Annotated in this window: 23 protein-coding genes and 1 pseudogene; 6 read left to right on the top strand and 18 right to left on the bottom strand. The window is 44.9% G+C overall.

Going from position 1 to position 23,718, the window contains the following annotated elements; genetic code table 11:
• Nucleotides 1-355, bottom strand: a 355-nt coding sequence (locus AC0YNS_RS10795; protein WP_475780987.1) for an RNA polymerase sigma factor, incomplete at its 3' end; no start/stop codon positions are given.
• A gap of 166 nt (nt 356-521) precedes the next feature.
• Here AC0YNS_RS10795 and AC0YNS_RS10790 point away from each other — a divergent pair.
• Nucleotides 522-890: a hypothetical protein gene (locus tag AC0YNS_RS10790; RefSeq protein ID WP_475780986.1), complete on the top strand. Its 369-nt coding sequence runs from the start codon at nt 522-524 to the stop codon at nt 888-890.
• 518 nt (nt 891-1,408) lie between these two features.
• Here the strand turns inward: AC0YNS_RS10790 and AC0YNS_RS10785 are convergent.
• From AC0YNS_RS10785 to AC0YNS_RS10775, 3 genes are all read right to left on the bottom strand, one after another.
• Nucleotides 1,409-2,230 (bottom strand): SDR family oxidoreductase, encoded by an 822-nt coding sequence (locus AC0YNS_RS10785; RefSeq protein WP_475780985.1) that lies wholly within the window; start codon nt 2,228-2,230, stop codon nt 1,409-1,411.
• Nucleotides 2,231-2,355: 125 nt separating this feature from the next.
• Entirely contained in the window at nt 2,356-2,952 is a 597-nt protein-coding gene (locus AC0YNS_RS10780) for a TetR/AcrR family transcriptional regulator (RefSeq protein ID WP_475780984.1), read from the bottom strand.
• A gap of 279 nt (nt 2,953-3,231) precedes the next feature.
• Nucleotides 3,232-4,668, bottom strand: coding sequence for an MFS transporter (locus AC0YNS_RS10775; RefSeq protein ID WP_475780983.1), 1,437 nt, complete (start codon nt 4,666-4,668; stop codon nt 3,232-3,234).
• A gap of 186 nt (nt 4,669-4,854) precedes the next feature.
• Here AC0YNS_RS10775 and AC0YNS_RS10770 point away from each other — a divergent pair, with 186 nt between their 5' ends.
• Complete coding sequence (locus AC0YNS_RS10770; protein ID WP_475780982.1) at nt 4,855-5,772, top strand: AraC family transcriptional regulator; 918 nt, start codon at nt 4,855-4,857, stop codon at nt 5,770-5,772.
• 26 nt (nt 5,773-5,798) lie between these two features.
• Here AC0YNS_RS10770 and AC0YNS_RS10765 read toward each other — a convergent pair whose 3' ends face one another.
• The 9 genes from AC0YNS_RS10765 to AC0YNS_RS10725 form a co-directional block, all read right to left on the bottom strand.
• Nucleotides 5,799-6,665, bottom strand: a complete 867-nt coding sequence (locus tag AC0YNS_RS10765; RefSeq protein ID WP_475780981.1) for an SDR family oxidoreductase — start codon at nt 6,663-6,665, stop codon at nt 5,799-5,801.
• A 251-nt stretch (nt 6,666-6,916) separates the two neighbouring features.
• Nucleotides 6,917-8,014, bottom strand: a complete 1,098-nt coding sequence (locus AC0YNS_RS10760) for a CapA family protein (RefSeq protein ID WP_475780980.1) — start codon at nt 8,012-8,014, stop codon at nt 6,917-6,919.
• Nucleotides 8,015-8,053: 39 nt separating this feature from the next.
• Nucleotides 8,054-8,350 carry a hypothetical protein gene (locus tag AC0YNS_RS10755; RefSeq protein ID WP_475780979.1) on the bottom strand — a complete coding sequence of 99 codons (297 nt, stop codon included), beginning with the start codon at nt 8,348-8,350 and terminating at the stop codon, nt 8,054-8,056.
• Between the two features lie 106 nt (nt 8,351-8,456).
• Entirely contained in the window at nt 8,457-8,774 is a 318-nt protein-coding gene (locus AC0YNS_RS10750; protein WP_475780978.1) for a hypothetical protein, read from the bottom strand.
• 366 nt (nt 8,775-9,140) lie between these two features.
• On the bottom strand, nt 9,141-10,145 hold the full coding sequence (locus AC0YNS_RS10745; RefSeq protein ID WP_475781020.1) for a tRNA dihydrouridine synthase: 1,005 nt from the start codon (nt 10,143-10,145) through the stop codon (nt 9,141-9,143).
• Nucleotides 10,146-10,342: 197 nt separating this feature from the next.
• Nucleotides 10,343-11,503, bottom strand: coding sequence for a Ger(x)C family spore germination protein (locus AC0YNS_RS10740; RefSeq protein ID WP_475780977.1), 1,161 nt, complete (start codon nt 11,501-11,503; stop codon nt 10,343-10,345).
• The gene (locus AC0YNS_RS10735; protein ID WP_475780976.1) at nt 11,487-12,980 is read right to left on the bottom strand and encodes a spore germination protein; all 1,494 of its coding nucleotides are present in this window, start codon (nt 12,978-12,980) and stop codon (nt 11,487-11,489) included. The genes AC0YNS_RS10740 and AC0YNS_RS10735 overlap by 17 nt, the downstream gene beginning before the upstream one ends.
• Complete coding sequence (locus tag AC0YNS_RS10730) at nt 12,977-14,062, bottom strand: GerAB/ArcD/ProY family transporter (RefSeq protein WP_475780975.1); 1,086 nt, start codon at nt 14,060-14,062, stop codon at nt 12,977-12,979. The genes AC0YNS_RS10735 and AC0YNS_RS10730 overlap by 4 nt, the downstream gene beginning before the upstream one ends.
• 188 nt (nt 14,063-14,250) lie before the next feature.
• On the bottom strand, nt 14,251-14,709 hold the full coding sequence (locus tag AC0YNS_RS10725) for a carboxymuconolactone decarboxylase family protein (protein WP_475780974.1): 459 nt from the start codon (nt 14,707-14,709) through the stop codon (nt 14,251-14,253).
• Nucleotides 14,710-15,176: 467 nt separating this feature from the next.
• Here AC0YNS_RS10725 and AC0YNS_RS10720 point away from each other — a divergent pair, with 467 nt between their 5' ends.
• Complete coding sequence (locus AC0YNS_RS10720; protein WP_475780973.1) at nt 15,177-16,094, top strand: alpha/beta fold hydrolase; 918 nt, start codon at nt 15,177-15,179, stop codon at nt 16,092-16,094.
• A 388-nt stretch (nt 16,095-16,482) separates the two neighbouring features.
• On the opposite strand, the gene AC0YNS_RS10715 is transcribed toward AC0YNS_RS10720, so the two are convergent.
• Entirely contained in the window at nt 16,483-17,043 is a 561-nt protein-coding gene (locus AC0YNS_RS10715) for an NADPH-dependent FMN reductase (protein ID WP_475780972.1), read from the bottom strand.
• 216 nt (nt 17,044-17,259) lie between these two features.
• On the opposite strand from AC0YNS_RS10715, the gene AC0YNS_RS10710 reads away from it, so the two are divergent.
• Together AC0YNS_RS10710 and AC0YNS_RS10705 are read left to right on the top strand one after the other, a co-directional pair.
• Complete coding sequence (locus AC0YNS_RS10710; RefSeq protein ID WP_475780971.1) at nt 17,260-19,722, top strand: DUF7948 domain-containing protein; 2,463 nt, start codon at nt 17,260-17,262, stop codon at nt 19,720-19,722.
• Between the two features lie 27 nt (nt 19,723-19,749).
• The gene (locus tag AC0YNS_RS10705) at nt 19,750-20,124 is read left to right on the top strand and encodes a hypothetical protein (protein ID WP_475780970.1); all 375 of its coding nucleotides are present in this window, start codon (nt 19,750-19,752) and stop codon (nt 20,122-20,124) included.
• Nucleotides 20,125-20,205: 81 nt separating this feature from the next.
• On the opposite strand, the gene AC0YNS_RS10700 is transcribed toward AC0YNS_RS10705, so the two are convergent.
• Complete coding sequence (locus tag AC0YNS_RS10700; protein ID WP_475780969.1) at nt 20,206-20,406, bottom strand: cold-shock protein; 201 nt, start codon at nt 20,404-20,406, stop codon at nt 20,206-20,208.
• Nucleotides 20,407-20,546: 140 nt separating this feature from the next.
• Complete coding sequence (locus AC0YNS_RS10695) at nt 20,547-21,431, bottom strand: NAD(P)-dependent oxidoreductase (RefSeq protein WP_475780968.1); 885 nt, start codon at nt 21,429-21,431, stop codon at nt 20,547-20,549.
• Nucleotides 21,432-21,743: 312 nt separating this feature from the next.
• Between AC0YNS_RS10695 and AC0YNS_RS10690 the strand changes: the two genes are divergently transcribed.
• A complete protein-coding gene (locus AC0YNS_RS10690) occupies nt 21,744-21,992 on the top strand; it encodes a hypothetical protein (RefSeq protein WP_475780967.1) in 249 nt (82 codons plus the stop codon).
• 147 nt (nt 21,993-22,139) lie between these two features.
• On the opposite strand, the pseudogene AC0YNS_RS10685 reads toward AC0YNS_RS10690, so the two are convergent.
• Together AC0YNS_RS10685 and AC0YNS_RS10680 are read right to left on the bottom strand one after the other, a co-directional pair.
• Nucleotides 22,140-22,544 (bottom strand): annotated as a pseudogene (locus tag AC0YNS_RS10685) (alpha/beta fold hydrolase); the annotation flags it as partial.
• Nucleotides 22,545-22,737: 193 nt separating this feature from the next.
• Nucleotides 22,738-23,562, bottom strand: a complete 825-nt coding sequence (locus tag AC0YNS_RS10680) for a P-loop NTPase family protein (RefSeq protein ID WP_475780966.1) — start codon at nt 23,560-23,562, stop codon at nt 22,738-22,740.
• Between the last annotated feature and the right edge of the window lie 156 nt (nt 23,563-23,718).

The raw sequence follows: 23,718 nt of genomic DNA, 5'->3' as shown, positions 1-23,718 counted from the left end.
GCATGTCCATCTCGGCTTCCATACTTCGATACGGATCGGCTTCAGTTAATGCTGGCACCGACGTATCGAGATCCTCTTCCAGTGGCCGAAATTTCCCGTTCTTGCGGAGCAACGTTTTACATCGATTGACGAGGATGGTTTTGCTCCAGCTGTAGAATGCTTCCCCCTTCTGCAATTGTTCGATCTTCTCATAGAGCGTGACGATCATATCCTCCATCGCATCCATCGCGTCATGCTCGTTCCCCATGTAAGAGTAGGCAAGACGATAATAAGCGTCCTGGTCGTCCATGATAAGTTGTAGTAGTGCATCTTTATTTCCTTTTTTAGCTTGTCTGACAAGACGGCTTACCATCAAGATCTCTCCCCTTTCATAGCTAAGAGCATGCAGAAGCGCAAAAAGTTCAATTGCCAAGCAAATCGTTAGTATGCACCATAATCCGCTCACCATAGTAATAAACGCATAGGACAACCTTGATTCTTCTTCATAAAATAATAAGAGAATATAGAAAGGAGTGAACCTGATGCCATATACTTCAGGATGGATTACAAATACGCGCGATATTGGCACCGCTGCATCAACTATCGTCGTTAATACTTTTAATGGGAATACATCGAGTTCAATAACCGTTGTTTTTACCATATTAGGTTCGGTTGATGGGGCAACCTTTGTCCCTGTATATGAGCAATCCATTACTTTAGCAGCTCAAGCCAGTCAAGTGATAACGTTTTTTATTGCTGGTAACATTACCTATGAAGTTCTATATAATATCATCTCGCAATATACGACTTATGTAATTGTATCCGCATTCGGAATTGACGAGTTTGGTAATCTCGTTACTAACCAGAGATATGCGCCTACTGACTTTACACAAATCCCTTCCACAACCTAACAAAACCAATACGGAAAGAACGGCAGAGTTGTATATGCTGCCTCCTTTCCTTATTGGAGTGCCCCGTTTGTCATTCATTCTTGCACATTCAGATAGAAGTGTTTTTATTTCTCAAACCTCGTATTTCATCATAAATTGAATTCTGCCCGATAGTTCAAAATAGGCTGCCATGGTTTACGACCGAATTTTGCATCAAATTTCGCACCATCACGATTAAGTAATGAAAGCCAAATTCAGCACCCTTCAACGGAAAACGGCAACCGAACATAGAACCGGCTGCCGTCGTTGCTTTTTGAACTAACGTTCCTCGTTAGTTGAACAACTTGTTGTTGGATCTACCTTAATTGCTTTCTATTAAATCTTTCTTAGCTAACTCGATGGCTACTGCGATTTTAATTTGAAACCTTTTACTAAGTCCCTTCATCCAAATCTCAATTGGATACACATCGACTATCGGAACAATTGTTTTATCATAACGGTTCAGGGTGTAAATCAAAGAAAGACTAAAAGAATCAGTATTAGTTATAATTTGAAGCAATTGTTTCCAGATATTTCTCAATAGGAACTGAATTACGGAGAGCCAGCAACCCTTTCCCTGACTCACCTACAACTGTTCGGAATTGCTTGCTCTCTCCAGTTGCTTGTGCAGCTATAGCATTTACAATTGTTTGTGGGTCATCGAGTCGATCTTCAGGCGTGTTTGCCATCATAGTGGACACTTTATTCATTAAATCATCGTACGCCTTTATGTTCTCATCTTTATTCCAAATGATGCTATTCACAAAATTATTGCCCTTGGATCCGCCTTGTTCGATAAGCCGAAGCTCAACATTCAATTTTTTAAGCTCATAATATAGACCTTCCGTCAAACCTTCTAAAGCAAACTTTGACATATTATATAAAGAGCCAAGTGGAACAGCAGAGGTTACACCCATAAATGAGCTAATATTGATAAACATTCCGCCCCCTACAGCTCTGAAATGTGGCATGAATTTACGAATGACATTGATTGGACCGCGAACATTCACAGAAAACTGCCAATCTATCGTTTCTTCGGCAGCCAATTCCAGTGCCCCATATGATCCCATTCCTGCATTGTTCACAACGACGTCGATCTTACCAAAGGCTGAAACTGCATCACTAACTGCCGCGTTTACCTCTTCCACGTTTGTTACGTCCAGTTTGAAGATTTTAATATTGTCGTATGCGGTGAGTTCAGTTTCTTTCTCTGGAGAACGCATGGTCGCAGCTACATTCCATCCCAGCTTTGCAAAATGAATTGCAGTTAATTTCCCCAATCCTGAACTTGTTCCTGTAATAAAAATCGTCTTCTTTTCCATTGTTTTTATACCTCCATTGGTATTTTGCTATTCAAGTAATTTATATACATTTGATATCCAGGTTAGCTTAACCATAATTATAAACCGAACGTTCGATCTAATACTTGCAAAAGAATTGGCCTGAACTACTGTTCAAACCTTTCTTGGCTCACAGAGTTCCAGCAGGATCGAATCGCTTGGAGCGCGATATCATCTGTCAATTTTAGAAAAGCTTGTTGGTGACTTTTCAGAAGATAAACAAATGATCCATAATGCATCTGCACCATCATTCGAGGATTCATACCATCAACGAATGTTCCGTTATCGATTGCCTGCCGATACAACTTTTCTAGAGGTCCACACCATCCTTTCTCATAAGCCTCTACTTTAGATTCTTCGTAAATATAAGGTGAGAAGGAATATTGCTCAATAAAACGAAATCCTTTCGGATATAAAATACCCAACTCAATTAAGTTACTCCATGCCTTGCGAAACTGTGTTTGAATGGAATCAGTCTCATTTAAATCCTTCGTAACGAAATCTCCATTAAAACGCACAATCGCCTTGTATAATTCATTAATAATATCTTCCTTGCTGCTAAAGTAATGATAAATGTTTCCAGTAGAGACACCGGACTCCTTAGCAATCAATGACATTGATGTGGCTTGAAGTTCCTTATCAATGATCAGATTTAACGTTGTCTCTAGGACGGCCTTCTGCACCTTATTATGTTGTTCGAACATGAATTCGCCTCCTTCTGCCCATTAGATAGAACGATCGTTCTAATGGTATACCGCAATAGATAGGTTGTCAATCCTGCTCTTTCACGTGCTACACATTTTTTTCCTTGAATGCTTTACTAAATTCCGTATCCAATTGTTCCATCATGCTACATGTACCTCTTGTGAGGCAGAATCGTTAGGTTGATTTTACTTGATTACATAAGTAAAAAAAGCCGCGATTTTCGCGACCTTTAATGAAATAATGTTCTTGTCATTCGACACGATTCAACCGCCGTAAACTTAACTAACTCGTCCCTTGGCGATAATCGTTCTGCGCCCTGCACGACGGCGCGCTGCGTTCTTTTTATCCGATGGCAGCAGTATGATCAAGACAACAACGAGTGAGGCAGTCAAGAAAATGACCGAACCCCAGATTGAAACTGATATTGCATGGGCAAAAGACGCGATTGAAGGAGCTGCCCCCCTGTTCGCCGCTTCAAAGACGGCAATTAGAACCGCAAGCCCAAGCGACGCGCCAGTCTGATGTGCGACATTGACCATACCCGACGCCGCTCCCGCATCCTTGGCGTCCACGTCTGACAAGCCTAACGTCGTGAATGGCTGGAAGATCATACCGGCGCCGCCCCCCATTACGATTAACGGGAAGAACATATCAGGGAAGAAGCTCGAATCCGCAGAAACGAAGCTGAGCCAGGCCGTTCCAGCGATCGCGATTCCAAGTCCGGCGATTAATACTTTTACATTCCCGAAGCGGGTTACGAGCGATGGCATAGCATACATCATTGCGAACTGAACGACCGTGAAAGGCATGATTGCAAGCCCAGCTTCCAATGCATTGAAGTGAAGGACATGCTGTAGAAACTGCGGTACGAAGAAAAAGATCGGATAATTTCCGCAAATGAGCAATAACCTACCCAAATAAGCTCCGGAACGCATTCTGCTCGCGAAGAGGCGAAGCGGCGTAATCGGTTCTTTCGCTCGCGCTTCTATCCATACGAATGCCGCCAGTGAGATTCCGCCTAGAGCAAGCAAGCCCCAAACCTCTAACGCGATCCATCCGACTGACGCGGCTTGTACAAAACCGAATGCCAGCGCCGTCATTCCGATTACCGATGTCATGGCTCCTAGTATATCCAGACGGCCAGTTTTCGTCTCTGTCTCCCGCAAATATCGGGGCGCCAAAAGGAGCAACGCGATGCCAATCGGAACATTGAGGAACATCCCGGCACGCCAAGAGATCACATCAGTCAGCAATCCCCCGATAATCAGGCCGACGCTGCCTCCGGCTCCCGTTGCGCCACTGTAAACGGCAATAGCCTTCGTCCGTTCCCGGGCTTCCGAGAAGTTGACAGTCAATAAGGCTAGCGCCGACGGCGTCGCCATTGCAGCGGCCAATCCTTGGAGAGCGCGAGCCGCAAGCAGAAGCGAAGAGGACGGTGCCAAGCCAGCTAGTATCGATGCCAGCGAAAACAAAGCGATCCCCGCGCTGAATATTCTTCTCCTTCCTAGGATGTCTCCAGCCCGAGCACCTAACAACAAGAAACCACCGAAAGCTAAAATATAACTGTTCTGCACCCAAGTCAAAGCAGCTGTAGACAGATGCAACGTGCGACCAATTTCGGGTAATGCTGTAACCAATACGGAACTGTCGAGCACCATCATCAGCTGACAGGCGACGATCATCGTCAAAATAATCCGTTTTGAATGTTCATTCAAGAGGATAACCTCCCTTTCATGTGCTACGCTCATTATGACGCGAAACGACATCGGGAAGTAGATCATTTCTGCTTATAATTTGCTCAATCCTGCAAATCATATCACTAACGCTTAGATATTCATGATGGCGATCTTTATGAAATCAGCGTATAATTGGAGAGGAGCACTAGATAAGGGGGCTTTCCCATGCATACGAAATTGGGCCAATTATTGAAGATGACAGCTGATTTCAATCTCGCAGAAGGTCGTACGGAGACATCAGTCCCCTTCTTCTCTCTAGTCCGGCGCAGCCAGCCGACTGCGATAATCCCCGGCGTCCTCACCCCCTCATTTTGCCTGATTCTACAAGGCGCTAAGAAGCTCCATCTCGGTCAGGACACGATTTATTATGGCCCCGGCGACTATTTGGTTTCGCTAATTGATATACCCGCTTCCGGCCAGGTTGTCGGAGCTACTCCGCAATCGCCGTATTTCGGCTTGCGAGTCGATATAACGGCAGACGAAATTGCTTCTGTCATGACGGATTCCGGTATTGGCGTGAAGCCGCTCGACCGAAATCTTGGCCCTGGTGCCTACGTGGGTAAATCCGATGACCATTTACAGCTTCTTTTCATCCGGCTGTTGGAGTTGCATGGGAAGCCGGAAGTGGAAATCCGTTTTCTCTCTTCGCTGATTAAGCGCGAGATGATCTTCCGCTTGCTTACCGGAGATCACGGTCACTTGTTTGTCCAACGCGTATTCATGGATCAACAGAACGAGGGGATCAATAGAGCCATTGAATGGATCAAGGAGAACTACAACAGAACCTTCACGATCGAAGAGGTGGCAAGATCGTCCAAAATGAGCGTCTCCGGACTTCATCATAAATTCAAAGCTGTCACAACGATGGCTCCCCAACAATATCAGAAACAGCTTCGCCTCCAAGAGGCGAGACGCCTTATGCTGAACGGTTCTGCGAACGCGACCGCCGCGGCGCTGGAGGTCGGATACGAAAGTCCAGCTCAATTCAACCGGGAATACCGCCGTCTATTCGGGCTCCCTCCGCTTCAAGATATTAAAGCTTATCACAGAAAACCAATACCGGAAGTGTTCGAGAACAGCTAAGAGCCGGTGGTGTTTTCTAACTAAGATCAGTTCTTGCTTTTTATTGTTCGATGAATGAAGGATGAAAAATCATTTGGCTTTCGACCTAATATCCATGTTAAAACATTAGAATTACCGATAGATCCATGCTCATTGTAATGTTTGAACATCTTTACTATTGTATCTACTTGATACTCTCCTGTTCCACGCTTTTTCAATTCTTCTTCGAACATTTCGTCTTGAGGCGTTACTACTTTGATCTCATGGCCAAAATGCTGATCCATTGCCGTTATCATATCAGACAACGATAAATTTTCAGGTCCACAAATTTCATATGTAGCCCATTTATGTCCTGGTTTAGTAAGGATGATTGAAGCTGCCTCGGCTAAGTCTTCTAAGTCCACCATGCCTATACGAGTTTCTTGAGTCGTAAAATACTTTTGCTGAAAGATTCCTTTTTCACTAAGTAAGTTCCAAGACTCGAGAATATTCTGCATAAATACCCCTGGCTGCATAATTGTATATGGGATACCTGAATTCACTAGAAGTTCCTCAACCATGAGTTTTTTCTGATGATGCGGCATTTTTTGAATTACGGGATGTATAACGGAATGGAATACGAAATGTTCTACTTCGGCCAAGCGCGCCGCTTCTACTATCACTTGACCGATTTGAACTTCATAGGGATTCATAGCTGAACAAATGTGATATACAGCCCTAACTCCGACGAAAGCTTCATTTACAGCCTTTTGATCCATCATATCTCCTGTAACTACTTCCATTTCTCCTAATGAGCTTATTTCCTCAATTTGTTCGCTTCTACGAACAAGAGCCCTAATTCGCTCTCCTTTAGAAAGTAAAGCTTTAATGACTGCACGACCAGTTTTCCCGTTTGCTCCAGTTATTAGGATCATATTATCTTCTCCTTCTATATGAATGTGCTTTTATTAAGCGGAAATGATTAATGACATCATACTGGATCTCTTTTATTTATTCCAACGCATTTCGTGTTATATTCTTATTGATTAGAAGGAATGTGTGCCCAAAAATAACGCAGTCTAACTCGAACACGATCTTGGCGAATTTTCAGAGTGAGTATAAAAAGAAACCAACTCCATATAGAGTTGGTTTCTTCTTGCAGTAAAAAATCAATGCCTATTATTCTTCAGCTCGGAATTGTCAGTACCCCTCTGTACATGCGGAGCGTGCTTTGAAAGGCACGTTTCATTCGCACCAACTGTTCCTTTGGAAATTCGTTCGATTTACTGATCGCTTCATGTAAAGGCACGATGAGGCACATTGCAGGCCTCCCGTTCTTATTGATGCTTACCCAGGTTGGGACGCCTTCGACGCCTGCGAGCCGAACTTGGCCGCTGGAATTTTTGCGTAGCGTAAGTCTAATAATGATACCGGTCAGAGCCTCGTCCTTGCCGTGCAACCGAGTGGAGATAAAGTTACCGAGCGAGTAAATGGCGAACCGTTTTCTCGTCTGCCCTGAGACGTCCTTGACCGTTCGTGTCACTGCCGGCTGAAGGACATGCGGATGCGATCCCAGCACCACGTCCGCGCCGTTCCGGAACAGGAAGTGGACCCACTGCTTTTGGTGGGTAGCTGCGTTGTTCTCGTACTCGAATCCGCAATGCATGTACACGATAATAAAATCCGTGGCTGCTCGCAGCCGTTTCAAGTCATTTTTTATCCTCGCGCGTACGAGCTTTTTGACGCCTGCTGGCTGGCTCTTCGGTACGTGCATGCCGTTCGTATCCCGCGTATAAGACAAGATGCCGATGCGCATGCCTTTGACATTCCGCACACAGAGCGCCATCGATTCTTGCGCAGTCCGGTACGTTCCGACGTGGTCGAGGCGGTTCTTGTCGAGCACATCCAGCGTCCGTTTGAGTCCGCGAACGCCGTAATCCGCGCAATGGTTGTTGGCTGTCGCCACCATATCGAAGCCCGCTGCCGACAGCGCCGGCGCAAAAGCGTCAGGGCTTTTGAATATCGGATTGCGGTTTTTTGGATTGCGTCTCGTCTTGTTGAAGCTAGCATCCGTACCGCCGGCGAAGGTGCTTTCCAGATTGCCGATTGTTAAATGTGCATCCCGCAAATAACCGGCAACCGGTTCAAACATCTGCTCGAAAGCGTAAGTTGTCCTTCTTTGAACATCATTTTCGCCCGTTTGGTTGCTAGTCTGAAGCAATTGGATGAGCCGAGGCTTCATCAGCAGATCGCCGACCGCCGCAATTACAATTTCCTTCGACATTTCATCCTCCCCGATTGGATAGGCGGTGTTAAACCTTTATTATTTAGCTCCAATACTACCAAGCGTCATTGTATTTGTGTTGGTGTTAAATTCAACTGTTATTCTTTGATCTAAAGTAAAACCGAATAAGGCTATATCGTTATTGTTAAGTCTCAACAAATTTCCAGGCGGATCATCTTCAAACGAATCCCTTGTGAGGATTAATTTCTTGGAAATGCCACCTCTCTTCACTGTTATGGATTTACCGAAAGGGAAGTTGATACCAAAATTAACAGAAACCTCACGCGTTTCAGTTCCGATTGAGATGAGCATGGCCGTAGTTTTTTCAATCGCCAATACATTTGCCTCCCCCAACACAGCTAAAAGTGCCAAGTACGTCCAATCCAACTATATTCGTCACATTGGAATCTAGCCCTCGATAACAACTCCACTCGTTCAACAATTACTTAGCTCCAATACTTCTTAGAGTCAATGTATTTGTTTTGGTGTCAAACGCAACTGATATTCTTTGACCTCTTGTAAAACCGAATAACGCTATATTAATAGTGTTAAGCCTCAAGAAATTTCCGACCTCATCTGGTAATGTAATCTTTCTGAGGATTAATTCCTTGGATATGCTACCTCTTTTCACTGTTATAGATTCACCTTCAGTCAATTTGATACCTTGCAAGGCGAACGTGCCCTCTAGGTCAGAATTAATAGAAACCTCACGAGTACCAACTTCGGTGTCTAGTAAAGCAATAGTTTTTGCAGTCGCCACTACACTTTCCTCCCCAACACATTTTCATCTAAATGTGCTTGTGCCTTTTCACTGTATGCGAATGACTAACTTTGTGTCACATACCAGGGGAGTACATCGATTTACAAGTCGGCTGCAAACTAAAATGGCTGGCGTGTTAACCTGCTCGTTAGTTGAATTCATTAGCAATTCATGTGACTTCTTTCTTATTAAGCCTTCTTCATCTCCTCACTTAGTAAAAGGATTTTTGGTCAAGTTGTTTTATTCTGTCGGGAATATGATCAAGTTCTTGTCATTTGATTTTGACAAGAACTTGATCCCATAAATAAAAAAGCCGCGATTATCGCGGCCTTTAATGAGATCATGTTTATGTCACTCGACACTGCTTCATTGCGCGTAATTGGCTTCCCCATGTTCCTCAGCCCCATCATGCTCCTTGTTTCCAAATTCATTCAGCAATACACGCACTTCGCTTTTGGATTTGGCGTTCATCAAGCTGGTTCGGAGTTCACTTGCCCCTCGAAACCCACGGACATAGACTTTGAAGAAACGGGTAAGCGCACTAAACGAACGTGGTTCCTCTGCTGAGTATTGATCATGCAGATCCAGATGGAGCCGCAGCAGCTCAAGCAATTCCGCACTGTTGTGCTCCTTCGGCTCTTTCTCAAATGCAAATGGATTTTGAAAAATACCGCGTCCAATCATAATACCGTCGACACCGTATTGCTCAGCAAGCTGCTGGCCGGTCTGACGATCAGGGATATCGCCGTTAATGGTCAGAAGTGTATTTGGCGCCACCTCATCACGAAGCTTCTTAATCTCCGGAATCAGTTCCCAATGAGCTTTTACTTTGCTCATTTCCTCTCTTGTCCGAAGATGAATGGACAGATTAACAATGTCTTGTTTCAAAATATGGGTTAACCAGTCACGCCATTCGTCTAGTTCACTAAAACCGAGCCTTGTTTTTACACTGACAGGCAGTCCCCCGGCTTTGGCGGCTTGGATGATATCCGCTGCGATTTCAGGACGGCAGATCAGGCCGCTGCCCTTCCCATTCTCTGCTACATTCGCCACTGGACAACCCATATTAATATCGATGCCTTTGAATCCTTCTTTCGCCATGCCGATGCTCATTTCACGAAAAAATTCCGGTTTATCTCCCCAGATATGTGCCACAATGGGTTGTTCATCTGGGGTAAAAGTCAAGCGTCCACGTACGCTTTTGTTCCCCTCCGGGTGACAATAACTCTCCGTATTCGCAAACTCCGTAAAATACACATCCGGTCTGCCTGCCTCACTTACCACATGGCGAAACACAACATCTGTCACATCTTCCATGGGTGCTAGTACAAAAAAAGGTCGTGGTAAATCGCGCCAAAAGTTTTCTTGCATCATTAAAACCCCTCAATACCTACCAGAACAATCGTTGTCCTTAGAATAGTAAAATACTTACTGTCAGTGGAACGGTGTTCAACCTCCATCACAGGTCAACAACAGCCATTCCATAACGTACACGACTTTATTATAAACTGAATAACGTCATGATGGATATGCTGGCAGTCGATTTATGTTTTTGTTCTTTCATTTCGTTAATCCGGCAGAACTTTACCTTTATATTTTCCAGTGTGCAGTATCTTAACTTTTACATGAATCTGATTCAACATATCTTCCTTCAATAGTAATCGGCCTTCTGTCGATAAACGGTTCCATAAACGGTTATCGTTTCGATAAACTTCTCCAAGTAAGTTTAGAAGATCCGTTTGTGTAGGGAGTCCCTTTAAAAAAGTTGCTCGGACCTCCTGACGAATAACTTCTTCGGCTTGCCTTTCCATCGTCGGGATGGAGACGTTCTCCGTCATTCCCTGAACGGCTGCGCGAACCTTTAAGTGAACATCGAAGCGCACTTCTCCTTTGTTCCCCATCACAATCCGAATTTTATGACGAGGACTCATCGTCAGCAATGATCCTACCGGATGAACGCTGTCCGGAATGTTGATATGTATATGTTTCGCTCTCTTGTTGAACCATCGAACACCTTTTAGGTCCTCTTCGGAAAACCAGCTTTTCAGTCGGTGTTCCTCCATGGCAAACGCACCGTCGATTCTCATCATCGGCTTCTTGCTCTTGTCTACCAGCCATTGCTCATCCGTAATGGAAAGTGTCGGGAGGATAATCGTCCTCCCTTTCTCATTCAATTCAGCGATATTCCGATAACCGTACTGAGGTTGAAGGGAAGAATGCTGCTCAAAGTTTTCCTCCGGCGAATCCATAATCGTATCTAGCGGCGACAGGTTTAACAACGATTTTTGTGTTAGAAGATCCGAGAATTTCTCTTTCGTCCCATAAAGCAGTATATTGTAGCGGACCTCGTGGTAACGATCAATCGTGTCGTATGCCAACCTAAGCGCTTTTTTATCTTTCAGAATGGATTCCGTACATAAAATCGCCTTAATATGTCCCCAATAAACCCTTAACTGGGAGGTCTCGTAAATTGCGGCCAAAGCGTCGATGATCGTAGGACCTTCTCCCTTTCCGATCCAAATCGGTACGTTCTTGCCTACTTCTAACTTGTCGCTTCTAGCCACATTCGAAAAATTAAGAACCTGCATATACGCGATATATCGGCCATCCTTATAATCGAGCCCGATAGCCGTAATATAAGCCATGGATTGAATTGTTTTAGAATCCCAACATCCAGTCGCCGTAAGAATAACAAGCAATACGACTAGCAGCTTAAGGATTGTCTTCACGTTGTTCGTCCCCTTGTCTATCTGAATCGACTGGATTTAGCTCGACAGGTCTTTGTTTGTATCGAAACCACGGAGGACGCAAGATCGCTCTCGCCATTTCACTGAAGATCGGTGGTGACATAGGGGAAAGATAGGGGACGCCGAAGGAGCTCAACCTGCTCATGTAACCGAGAAGCAACACGAAACAAACGATCAATCCGTACATCCCGAACACAGCCGAAACGATAAAAAACGCGAATCGAATGACGCTGACGGCACCGCTTAAATTTTGATTGACTAGCGTCGCGCCGGTTACGGCTACGATGGCCCCTACGACCACTACGCTCGGGGATACGAGGCCTGCCCGGATAGCCGCATCACCGATAATGAGCCCGCCAACGACTGTCAACGTCTGTCCGATCTGACTTGGAAGGCGCAGGCCGGCTTCCCTCAATATTTCTAGGAGCATAAGCAGGATGAACATCTCGATTTGCCCGGAGAAAGGAAGACCGATGCGAGCCGTCGCGATCGTCGCCATCAGACGAAAGGGAATCTGGTCGGGATGAAACGTAGTTAGCGCTACCCAGGCACCTGGTAATAAGACGGATAACAAAAAACTGAAGGCGCGGATCAAACGTGCGAACGAAATATATTGGAAACTAAAGTGGATATCCTCTGGAGATTTAAGCAATAGAAAAAAAGTTCCGGGACCGATTAGGACCATCGGATTGCCGTCCACGATCAGAATGAATCTTCCGTTAAGCAGCCCGGTGACTGCTTTGTCCGGACGACCGGTTTGATCGAATAACGGCATTAAAGAGTATTTGTAGTCCGAAATGCGCTTCTCGAGTTGATGGATGCTTTGAAGTCCGTCTACGTCGACGGCGTTCAGTCTCCTTCTTAATTCGATTAAGATGCTGGGAGAAAGGATATCCCTGAAATACAACAAACCAACCTTTGTTCTCGTTCTTCTGCCTATCGTAAACGTTTCGTAACAAAGCGAGTCGCTCCGTATGCGTTTCCGTACGAGCGCCGCGTTGACGTCGATATCTTCCACGAAACCGTCTCGAGGCCCATTGATGGATATTTCCGTACTCGATTCCTCGGGGGTTCGTTCCGGACGGTGCGACGCGTTCATTTTGAACAAGGATTTATCGCGCGAAAAGAAAAGGAGCAAATCTCCGTGAAAAATCCATTCGGATAGTTGCTCCTTGGAGGCATTCGTATCAACCGCGATTAAGGGCAACGGCAGGGTTAATGCATTCACCGGCGCGTCGCTTTGCTTTTGTTTCTGGAACAGTCCTTCGATCTCCGGTAGAACGACCTTGGATAAGAGCGAACTATCACACAAACCTCCGCAGTAAACGAGGACAGCTTCGGACATCGCATCTTCTTCATATCGGTATTCGTGGACGCTTACGTCTTCGCAATTAGAAAAAAGCTTTCTAATTCGTTGTTTATCCCATCCACTTATCGAAGCGGGAGCAGAATCGTTCATGCATAGTCCTCCTTGAGCCGTTTCCTGGATAACACCGAGACCAACAAGCAAACGACGAATACGATAGAAGACATGATCAAAGCGTATGGAAAATAATATCGATAACACCATAAATAAAACGTGTATTTCTCGATAGGAAGCATAGATAATGCGATATAGCTGGTTGTGATGCACAGTAAAAAAAGTTTGCGCTGTTTCACTTTAGAGAAAGGCAACATCTCCGCGAGCAAATATTGCGCAAATCCTACTCGAATGATTGCGCCGGTCATCCACTGAAATACAGATAAAAAATCGACGTGTTCGATATTGCTACCCAATCTGACCAATCGCCATTGTTCATACGGAGAAGCGAATTGTTTAGCGGCTTCGGGCGCTCCGAACTCAGTAATGGCTCCGACTATGGGGCCGAGTGTAATATAGACCATAATGATTGCGAAAAGTACGAGTTTCCACGTCCGAACGCGAGACTTTAACCGGTGTTGAATCGTGACGATCAATAGAAATTCGATAAATCCTCCGCCTGCATAAATCATCCCTTGCATGACCGGTATCCAGCCGTGTTCAAGCATCGGCTTCAGCAGCGTCAAATCTTTCTGGGGCGTGTTCGATAGGGATACGAAATAACCCAGGACGATTACGATTGGCAACGATATCCCCGCGCAAATTGCGATGGTCCGAAGACCTGATACGGCGAAATAGTGGCAGGCCAGACACAAAACAAAGTTCAACGCCAATTTAGGCGTGTTCGGCAAGTAATTCGTAAACGTCCAAGTCCCCGTGTGCATGATGGTTGTCGCGCCGGTAAAGTACAGTTGCACCACGATCGGCATAACGACGATCCAGGCGACGACATTATTGGTCTTTTGAGAAAGCCACGGCTGCAGCTTCTGCTGCCCCGATCTTCTCATAAAGACGACCAGTAAAACGCAAAAAGGGAGAAATATCAATGCTGTCAATAGAACCGATATCCATGCGTCTCTTCCCGATGCGTCAAGGAGCATCGGGTTGATGATCACGTGATTCATCAACCCATTCATCAACATGAAAATCATGCAAAGTTGAAAAAAACTGATTTTAGACATACAAGCCCATCGATACCTCCGTCCAACTCTTGACGCAACAGTCTTTATTGTTCCAGTTGATTCCCACTTTATACCTGAATAAATCCCGAGCAGGCTGAGTCATTATGCTGGCTACCGTATCCGCAAAGATTTCTGCGAAGGGTAAAATCCAACTCCAACACCCGTACTGACATTTCGCCTTGAACCTATTATTTTGAAATCCGCGTCAAGCGTCCCGTTTCAGTTTTAAAGCCAATGTTTATGCGGTCCCATCCATTTACGGATACGATCAAGAAACTCAAGTCCGAGATTTCTTTCTCAGAAAATTGTTCTCTAACACTGTCATATACTTCATCAGGCACGCCTTGTACTGGTAGAGTTGTCAGTATCTCAGTCCATGTCAGAGCGGCCCGTTCCCGCGGTGTATACAAAGTCGATTTACGCCAATTTGTAATTTGTTCGAGGTGAAGTTCACTTACACCACGGATTTTCGCATGATCGATGTGCCTTTCTATGCAAAATTCACAATTGTTTATTTGCGATATCCTTATCGAAACGAGATCAATTATTTTCACATCGATTGTGCTTTCACCCAAGGCGTTGGTGAAAGTTAAGAACTTTTTGAACAGGTTGGGTGATTGTAAAGCGAAATTTACACGTTGCGTCATTACCTGTTGTACCTCTCTTTACTGAAGTTTTGTATTTTTTATATTATCCAGAATGAGATTGAAAAATTATGATTCGATATTAAGAAGGGAAATCAAAAAATACCTCATCTCAGGCACTCGATCTGTATACGGCTTCAAATCAGCCTACAAACAAAAGGAATCCGAATCGCTTAATTGCGACAACTATGACGTTTTTGCTCCTTGTAATTTGCACGTGCGCGTTCAACATAACGATCCATCCCGTGCATTGTTGATGACAACCTGAATTTTGCATATCCAAGCAATTAGGTGTGACAAAAGTCATATTACGATATCCGTATATCTTGATAAAAGACAGAACATCATATTTAAGTACATTAGCTAGAAGGATGGGAACAACAAACACTAAATTTACAGAGCATTGCAATCGATAGTAGACAAGGCAGTATCTATGCACGAGATTATGCAGGCAAAGGCGGAAAAATCTTATGAACCCAAACACCACAAAGGCGGCAGGGTCCGCAAAACCGGATCTAGCACCGTCACCAAAGATAGAGATTGACGAGTTTCAGATAAATTCGGATATCAAGCTCCGTCATATGGTCTATCGTTCTGTCCATCCGAAGGCTACAGTGTTATTTCTACATGGATTCCCAGAGTCGATGTATTCATGGAAGCCGATTGCTGAATCTCTATCCAACGATTATGAGGTTCATGCGTTTGACTGGCCCGGTTACGGACAATCCTCACGTCCGAGCTCCGATCGCTTTTCCTACGCACCCAAAGACTATGCCCAGGTGCTGGAACAATATATCCGCGCTTCCGGTATAGACAGCTCGAAGCTGGTGATTTACGCGACAGATATTGGGGCTTTGCCGGCGTTGTTGGCCGCTCTGGAAAAGCCACATATCGCGAGGAAGATCATCGTTGGAGATTTTGCGCCGTTCAACCGGCCACAGTACATGTGGGAAAACTTGGCTGCCCTGAAATCTAAGCCCTCGTCCGATGTCGTGCGCGCTGCGATGAACCAGAACCGAGATGAAATCCTTGCAAACACGTTTTTCCGAGACAATCCGACAGAAGAGCGCTACATGTTGCCCCAGGAGTTTAGGGACGATATAGCGAAAGGGTGGGACGGCGATATCACTGCGGCCGACGCGTTCTATCACTACTACTCTCACTTCACCCGCGACCAGGACTATTTTGAAGCCAATATGTCGAAGCTCAAAGTGCCCGTGAAAGTCGTGTGGGGCGAAAAGGATAGCTACGTCAAGAAGGAAATGGGCGTCGAGTTCGCTGAGCGAAATAATTTAGAGCTTATGATTCTCCCTGGTCTCGGCCATTATCCGCATCTGCAGGCACCAAAGCAGACCGCGGATGAGCTTCGAGCAGAACTCGAGGCTTGATGCTGGCCAAGCTCGCAGCGCACTAGGGCTTTCCGCCACAGGCTTACGCAGATTGCGCCATGTCGAAATGAAAGCTCTGCCAAACAGTCACGAGAGCTAACGTCCGTCACTGGCCGGACATGTGAAAGCGGTCCGGCCACGCATGGCAGATTGCAAATTAGTTGCAGTTTAAAATGTCATGGATTCAATTTCGACAATAAAGATAATAGATTAGGGCCGTGAATCCTTGCTTAACAAAAAAATGCCGCGATTACGCGGCATTTAATGAGATCATGTTCTTGTCATCCGACGGGAGTGATATCAAGTTCTTGTCTTTGAATTTTGATATGAACTGGCTGTCATAGAAATAATATGACCACCCGACAATAATCTACAATGTTAGTTTCACTTATTTTCTAAGTGGTTGTAATGCTCCAGACCAAGCAACCACCTGATCCAACATGTTGTCCACTGTCGCTACGTGATGCGGTGACGGTTTAAAAACGCTGTAATTCTCAAAATCATCACGAAGTGAAAGAGCCACTTGCGCACGAACATCTGCTATTTGCAGCTCTCCCATAATAAGCCGTAAATTTTCCACTGCTCGTGATCCCCCAAGACTGCCGTACCCGACGAAACCAGCAGCTTTATTGTTCCATTCTTGAAATAGAAAATCGATTGCATTTTTAAGGGCTCCCGATGTCGCATGGTTGTATTCAGGAGTTACAAATACGTAGCCATCAAAAGAGGCTATTTTTTCAGACCAGGCTTTTGTATGTTGTTTTGAATACGGTTGCCCCATAGCCGGTGGAATCGGCTCATCGTACATAGGTAAGTTGAACTCGGCGATATCCACCAGTTCATACTCAGCGTCATTTCTTTTTTTAGCAATATCGTAAGTCCAACGAGCTACCGCCTCTCCGTTTCGACCGGGGCGCGTGCTTCCAATAATAATTCCAATTTTAATCATAAAAAAGCTCCTCCATTTACTAGTCAATTCTAAAATAAGATGCGCGATGATCATCCCAAATATTCTCAAAACACAAATTATTATTAGAGTGATGGTATTCCAGCCAACTTCCCCTTTAAATACACTGCGATAAGCAAACCTTTCATTGTAGCGAAACGTTTTTCTGAAACATACAATGCTAGTATTCTATGAATGGTAAGAATAGAGGTGATAGTAATGCCCTTAACGAAGCAGCAAAGCAATCTGCCAATGCAAGTTTACGGGAAGATTCCCCTATCGTTCGTTCCAAACAGGGGACAGTTCGCCGATAGCCGGATAGCTTATCAGTCGCATATGCATGGCTGCCGCCTTGCGTTCGGTGCCGGTGCGGTCTGGATGACGTTGTGGAGACAGCAAGACAATGGCGCCGGTGAGCAGAGCAATGCGGAAGGCGTCACCCTCGCTTGGAATTTCCGAGGTGCGCAGTCAGCTATCATGCCTGAGGGACAGCAGCCAGGGCCGGGAACATTGAATCGACTCAGCGGAAATGACAGGGCAAGCAATCACTTAACTCTCCCGCTGTACAAGCGTGTTGTTTACCGAGAAGTATGGAAGGGCATCGACGTTATCTATTATGGACAAGGTCAGCAATTAAAGTATGACGTTCATCTTCGCCCTGGCTCACGCATCGAGGATGTTCGACTACACTGCGAAGGTGCAGATGAACTACGTCTCGACAACGAAGGCAATTTAATAATTGTAACCCCTTATGCCACGCTTATTGATCTGAAGCCAATCGCTTACCAAGTGCTGAACGGCAACACTCGGAGCATGGCATGCCGCTTCCTCCTTCACACCGAAATGGATGGAAGCTATACAATAGGCTTCCGGATGGAGGAAGATTACGACGCCTCGCTTCCGCTTGTTATCGACCCCATTCTTACTTTCTCATCTTTTCTCGGAGGCAGCGGCATAGACATTGCGTCGACCGATATGGCTCTAGATTCCTCACGATGCGTGTATGTTACGGGTTACACGTACTCGGTCAATTTCCCGGTAACTCCCGGAGCGTTCAGCACCTCCTTAACCGGTGGTCGAGATGTGTTTGTAACTAAGATCAACTCAGAAGGAACGGAGATCCTCTACTCGACCTATATCGGAGGAAGACGATCCGATAACATTGGCACGAGCATTGATGTCGACTCGTCCGGTCATGCCTATGTGACGGGCTACACGGCAACACTCAGGGACGATACATTGGACTTCCCCACCACGCCCGGTGCTTTCCAGACGGTAGCATTATCGACTTACTGTGCATTCGTGACAAAGCTCAATCCGACGGGGACAGCGCTCGTATACTCCACATACCTGGGAGGGAGCAACCCCTATACATTCGCAAACAGTATCGTTATTGATGAAGCCGGCAATGCCTATGTGACTGGAACGACAAAAGCGGCTGACTTTCCGATTACTCCAGGGGTGTATCAGCCTATTCTTGCAGGTTTCGCGAATGTATTTGTATCCAAGCTCAATCCTGCTGGCACGGCTCTCGTGTATTCAACTTTTCTTGGAGGGCAATATGATGACATCGGTACTGCAATCACGATTGATTCAGCCGGGAACACCTACTTGACCGGAAACACAACCTCCTTAAATTTTCCTGTTACTTCCGACGCTTTCCAGTCCATGCATCTTGGATATATAAACGGATTTGTCGCCAAATTGAATGCGGACGGTTCGGAGCTCATCTATTCAACTTATTTGACCGGAACAGTAACAGATCTCCCGGAAGGCATCGCTATTGACGATGCGGGGAATGCCTATCTGACCGGGTTAACCTACTCGCCTGATTTCCCCGTTACGCCTGGAGCTTATAACACCCATTATGTCCCATCACCCATGGCGTTTATCACGAAAATGAATCCAAACGGCAGCTCGCTCGTCTATTCCACTTTCCTTGGCGGACTCACGAATGGAGGATCGAGTGCCGTCGACATCCTATTAGATGTCTCTGGCCAAGCAGTTGTTATCGGTACGACAACTTCCCCGGACTTTCCCGTTACCACGGATGCGATTCAACCCGAATTCGGTGGAAATAGTGATGCATTCATCACCATATTGAGCTCTGATGGGGCTTCTCTCATTTTCTCTACCTATCTCGGCAATTCCGAAAACGACGGCGGCGCAGGGATTGCGATGGATTCCGCTGGCAATCTCTATCTGTCAGGCGGAACGTTTGGGTCTGACTTTCCCGTTACACGTCAAGTGTTTCAGCCTGTTTCTGGCGGCGGCACCGATCTATTCATTGCGAAAATTCAATTCGCTGCCGCATTTACAACCGGTGTCCTGAACAATATCACTTCCGTTTCTCGTGCGGCATCCGCTGCCATGCTAATAATCAGTAACGATAGTCTGATTAACTGGGCAGCGATTCAGATTACTGCCTTCTTCTTAAACGGAACTAGACGAGTTGCCTTCGCATCCGAATGGGTACCCGTTCCGCCTTTAAGCACCTTAACCCGAGGGTACGACGTCGGGACGTTTCAAAGCTTCGAAATCCAGTATGAACTAACAGGTCCGGGGAACGGCGATATGGTCATTAATGTCTTCCCGGTGGATGAGCACGGCAATCTTCAATCTGCCTTGCGGGTGTTACATGCAGAAGCGAAGCCGATCTTCATGCTCACTCAGGCGGACTGATAATTCTTGAGAAGGAGGTTATAGGTAATGCCTACGTTTAGCAGCGGGCCAATCCTCAATACAGGGGGAAACCCGTCCAGTGATCTGCAAATTATGATTAGCAACGATGATCCGTCTGTAGTGGCGACGATAGAACTTGAGGTTTTCCTTGTCAGCTTGAGTGCGCTTCCGACGCCGAAATTCCCGGTCGTTCATCAGCTATTCTCGTTATTTCCGCTTGACGTTTCGACGAGAACCGTTGATATTAGAGGCGTTCTCGCATATGAAACGCAAGTGAGAGTGACAGGTTCGAACATTGTCATCAACCTATTCGCGACCGATGCAGCCGGTAACTTGAACGCAGCCCAGCGGTTGGTGCAAGCGGAACAATCCATCATCACGGCGATTACGCCTGTAGATTAATCGCTGCTTGGGCTGCTCATACAAACTTAAATAAGCCTGCTCCTGACAAAGCGTCAGGAACAGGCATGGTTTTCTGTATTATTACGCTTTTACAACATTCTCCGCTTGAGGTCCTCGTTGACCTGGAACAACATTGAATTCTACACGTTGTCCTTCATCCAAAGACTTGAATCCTTCACTCTGAATCGCAGAGAAATGAACGAATACATCTTCGCCGTTTTCTCTTTGAATGAAGCCAAACCCTTTTTCAGCATTAAACCATTTGACAGTACCTGTTTCCAATTAAAATAACCTCCAAAGTTTTATCATCGCGCCTCCATTGAGGCCTATTCTAAGTATATCCAATATCCAACAAAAAATGACATCACTTCATGCTACACCGTAGCCTGTACGCCAGCAAAAGGAACAACAGCTTTGCAATGTTAAACCTCTCCTGCCAAAAGCTTGTACAATGCTTGAGTGCCGCTGTTCTCTTCTCCTTTGCTTGCAAGCTCTTCATATAATGATTTGGCTAATTCAAGCCCTGGTGTTAATAATCCCATTTCTTTGGCAGCATCAAGAGCAATCCCCATATCTTTGATGAAGTGTTTGACATAAAAACCGGGCTCAAAGTTTCCGTTGATCATTCGCGGTCCCAGATTACTTAATGACCAGCTCCCGGCTGCTCCGGTTTCTATGCTTTTCAATACGGTACCAGGATCAAGTCCTGCTCTTTCAGCATATACAATCGCTTCACAGACACCAATCATATTGGATGCTATTGCAATTTGGTTGCACATCTTTGTATGTTGTCCGGCGCCTGAATCGCCTTGTAATTGGATATTCTTGCCGATTATTTGAAAAATCGGAAGCAGTGCTTCGAAAGCAGAAGCGTCTCCACCAACCATGATCGCTAATCTAGCTTCTCTTGCACCAATATCACCGCCGGAAACCGGTGCGTCAACTGCGTAAATTCCATTATTTTTCGATTCCATATAAATTCTTCTCGCCAATGATGGTGTAGATGTTGTCATATCTATAACATATGTGCCTGCTTTAGCATTAGATATGATTCCGTCTTGTCCAAAATAGATTTCTTCCACATCTTTAGGATATCCCACCATAGTAATAACAACATTTGCTTGGGAAGCTACCTCCGCTACAGTATCCTTCCAAACTGCGCCTTGAGTGACCAGTTCATCTGACCGACCTTTTGTCCGATTATAAACGATTACAGGATATCCTGCCTTCAACAAATGACTGGCCATGCTTTTACCCATTACGCCAGTACCAATAAAACCAATTACAGTATTATCTTTTTTAAGCATCAAAAGTGCGCTCCTTTAAATTAGAGAATATTAAAACGTCCCTTAGTTTTCTTTATTTTATCATTTCTGTCTATTCAACTAAACTGCCCATTCGTATAGCTTCATAATAATAACTCGCGTACTCGTTAAAGGGGGCCTTGGGGATGCGGTTTTGCGTATGAAGCGTGACCGAATTAACTGCATAATTCTACCGCTTATTGTCGAGACTATGAAAGAGATGCGTTAAGATGGGATTAAGCAAGACCCTACCTCGATCCAAGACTCGACAGGTAGGATACGCCATTACCTTTGGAAAAGAGGATAAAGCTAATCATGGAAAAAGAGAAATCGTTATTCACTGCTAAGCAAGAATTAAAGACAGACCAAGATTTCGAATTAGCAATAATGCATAAAGAACCAATTGAAGCCTACCAGGATCGAATGCGGATGAGACCTATTTCGACAATTAAATCTTTCAATGAGCACTCCGTACGTATTGTCGATGGAACAACCATCGTCCGTGGCTCAAGTAGATTTTTCACATTAAGTGAAGAGGACAGATTGAAATTCTTTAAAAGTTAATAATACCGTAGAAAAGGAGGTGCATTTCACCTCCTTTTCAGCTTTCGTAACGTTGTCATTTGGTTCTAACAAGAACTTGATGCCATAGAAAAAAAGCCGCGATTTTCGCGGCCCTTAATGAGATAAAGTTCTTGTCACCCGACATTGTTAGTTAGCTGGTATAAATTCTTTGATTTTCTGTGCAAGTACTTCAGGCGCAAAATCTTGAAGATAATGTCCGTAATCGTTCATTAATACATACTTGCTATTAGCAATTTTTGAAAGGTAAGAGATTTGGAACCCCTGCGATGCTTTCGGCAAATTGGGGTCGAAGTAAGCATTTACAGTACCCACATCTATTCCTACAATAGCAGAAACTTCTTTTGGATATTTTTGTGCCCAATAAACGGACTCCAATCCCGAAATAGAATGAGGAACTAAGACATAGGAAGGTTTCAATCCGGCTGATAATAACGCTCGTCTATCCTCTTCCAATACGGTATCAAGATCTCTTGGAACCTTTGCAACATCACTGTAACCATACCCTATTCTTTCTGGAACTGCGATTTTATATTTATCACTTAAACGAGAATATAAACTTTTTTAAATCTAATATTGGCGAGGCTGTTCCACCTCCTGCCAGAAATACCAAGGTGGTATTTCCCTGACCTTCTGTATAGATACTTGTTAGGTTCATCATAGCAAGCTCCAAAGAGAATTAAACCCGTCATCGGCCTCGTACTCCTCTAGACAAAAGTCTGGGGCGCTAGAAGTTTGTACCTATTGCCCCTACCATTTTACTAAAAACAGCTTCCCAGTCTCTGTCTTCATTTTCAATTAAATAGGTTGCAAATGGCAACAAATCAAGAAGCCGTAATTCAATCCGCTTGCGGTTCTCCATAAAACTAATATTCTGTTCGGTGGCGTAGTGATGCTTTGAACGTATGGAGGAAATCCAAACCTGTTGCTCTCTTACACTCGGTTGAGCTAAATAAATTAACACCGGATTTAACTCATTAATCTGATCTGCAATACCCTTGATATGCTGCTCGATTTGATAATCATCAACTTGATAGTGGTGTAGCAAATCATGAATCTGATGCTGAAAGTACACAGCTTCAAGCACATAAACCTCGTCTGAAGTGCTGGCTAGTTTAGTGAATCGTGACCATTGCCCCTGCACTAAATTTGTAAACTCTGACATCGTAGCTACCGGAGAAGTCGTCCTGCATAGCTCGCGAGACTTTAGCTCACTATTTAGTGCTTCCAGATCGGTAAATGACGCCATATCACGATACGGGACCAGATAGTTACTTCCTTCATTTATGACCCGCGAATTGATTTCGTTAGCTGCGTTGGGGTATCGCTCCACAAATTCCTGATATTCCGCTTTTCGGAAGAAAGCGTGCCAATTCAAGCTCGTCGGATGTGACATAGCTCCTTCATCGTAAAAGCGGGATGATATTTCATTCTTTTCAAGGTAACCTTGCAATCGTGCTGCTAACGTTGATTTTCCTGTACCACATAATCCTTCAACTAAGATCAACTTGCATTTCCTGTGCATGTAATTCTCTCCTAGTTCGTATTTCATCTGTTAAGCATCGTATTTATCTATGTTTAGCATAGAATTCGACTGCATTATTCAACAATCCTGTTTGTTAGAATTGCAACTTTTCTGGCCAGAAGTTGTAACAATAATGGAGCAGCTGCCGCTGGCAGACTGCTCCATTTTCATGGTCTTCCCCTC

The organism is Paenibacillus sp. J22FR21, from assembly GCF_056269135.1.
The sequence above is the reverse complement of the archived record's forward strand: the minus strand, read 5'-3'. Positions and strand labels throughout refer to the sequence as shown.

Bases quoted from the DNA above. Each gene is read 5' to 3' on its own strand.
- AC0YNS_RS10790 (WP_475780986.1), top strand. From the start codon at position 522: ATGCCATATACTTCAGGATGGATTACAAATACGCGCGATATTGGCACC.
- AC0YNS_RS10785 (WP_475780985.1), bottom strand. From the start codon at position 2,230: ATGGAAAAGAAGACGATTTTTATTACAGGAACAAGTTCAGGATTGGGG.
- AC0YNS_RS10780 (WP_475780984.1), bottom strand. From the start codon at position 2,952: ATGTTCGAACAACATAATAAGGTGCAGAAGGCCGTCCTAGAGACAACG.
- AC0YNS_RS10770 (WP_475780982.1), top strand. From the start codon at position 4,855: ATGCATACGAAATTGGGCCAATTATTGAAGATGACAGCTGATTTCAAT.
- AC0YNS_RS10765 (WP_475780981.1), bottom strand. From the start codon at position 6,665: ATGATCCTAATAACTGGAGCAAACGGGAAAACTGGTCGTGCAGTCATT.
- AC0YNS_RS10760 (WP_475780980.1), bottom strand. From the start codon at position 8,014: ATGTCGAAGGAAATTGTAATTGCGGCGGTCGGCGATCTGCTGATGAAG.
- AC0YNS_RS10745 (WP_475781020.1), bottom strand. From the start codon at position 10,145: ATGCAAGAAAACTTTTGGCGCGATTTACCACGACCTTTTTTTGTACTA.
- AC0YNS_RS10735 (WP_475780976.1), bottom strand. From the start codon at position 12,980: ATGAACGATTCTGCTCCCGCTTCGATAAGTGGATGGGATAAACAACGA.
- AC0YNS_RS10730 (WP_475780975.1), bottom strand. From the start codon at position 14,062: ATGTCTAAAATCAGTTTTTTTCAACTTTGCATGATTTTCATGTTGATG.
- AC0YNS_RS10725 (WP_475780974.1), bottom strand. From the start codon at position 14,709: ATGACGCAACGTGTAAATTTCGCTTTACAATCACCCAACCTGTTCAAA.
- AC0YNS_RS10720 (WP_475780973.1), top strand. From the start codon at position 15,177: ATGAACCCAAACACCACAAAGGCGGCAGGGTCCGCAAAACCGGATCTA.
- AC0YNS_RS10715 (WP_475780972.1), bottom strand. From the start codon at position 17,043: ATGATTAAAATTGGAATTATTATTGGAAGCACGCGCCCCGGTCGAAAC.
- AC0YNS_RS10710 (WP_475780971.1), top strand. From the start codon at position 17,260: ATGCCCTTAACGAAGCAGCAAAGCAATCTGCCAATGCAAGTTTACGGG.
- AC0YNS_RS10705 (WP_475780970.1), top strand. From the start codon at position 19,750: ATGCCTACGTTTAGCAGCGGGCCAATCCTCAATACAGGGGGAAACCCG.
- AC0YNS_RS10695 (WP_475780968.1), bottom strand. From the start codon at position 21,431: ATGCTTAAAAAAGATAATACTGTAATTGGTTTTATTGGTACTGGCGTA.
- AC0YNS_RS10690 (WP_475780967.1), top strand. From the start codon at position 21,744: ATGGAAAAAGAGAAATCGTTATTCACTGCTAAGCAAGAATTAAAGACA.
- AC0YNS_RS10680 (WP_475780966.1), bottom strand. From the start codon at position 23,562: ATGAAATACGAACTAGGAGAGAATTACATGCACAGGAAATGCAAGTTG.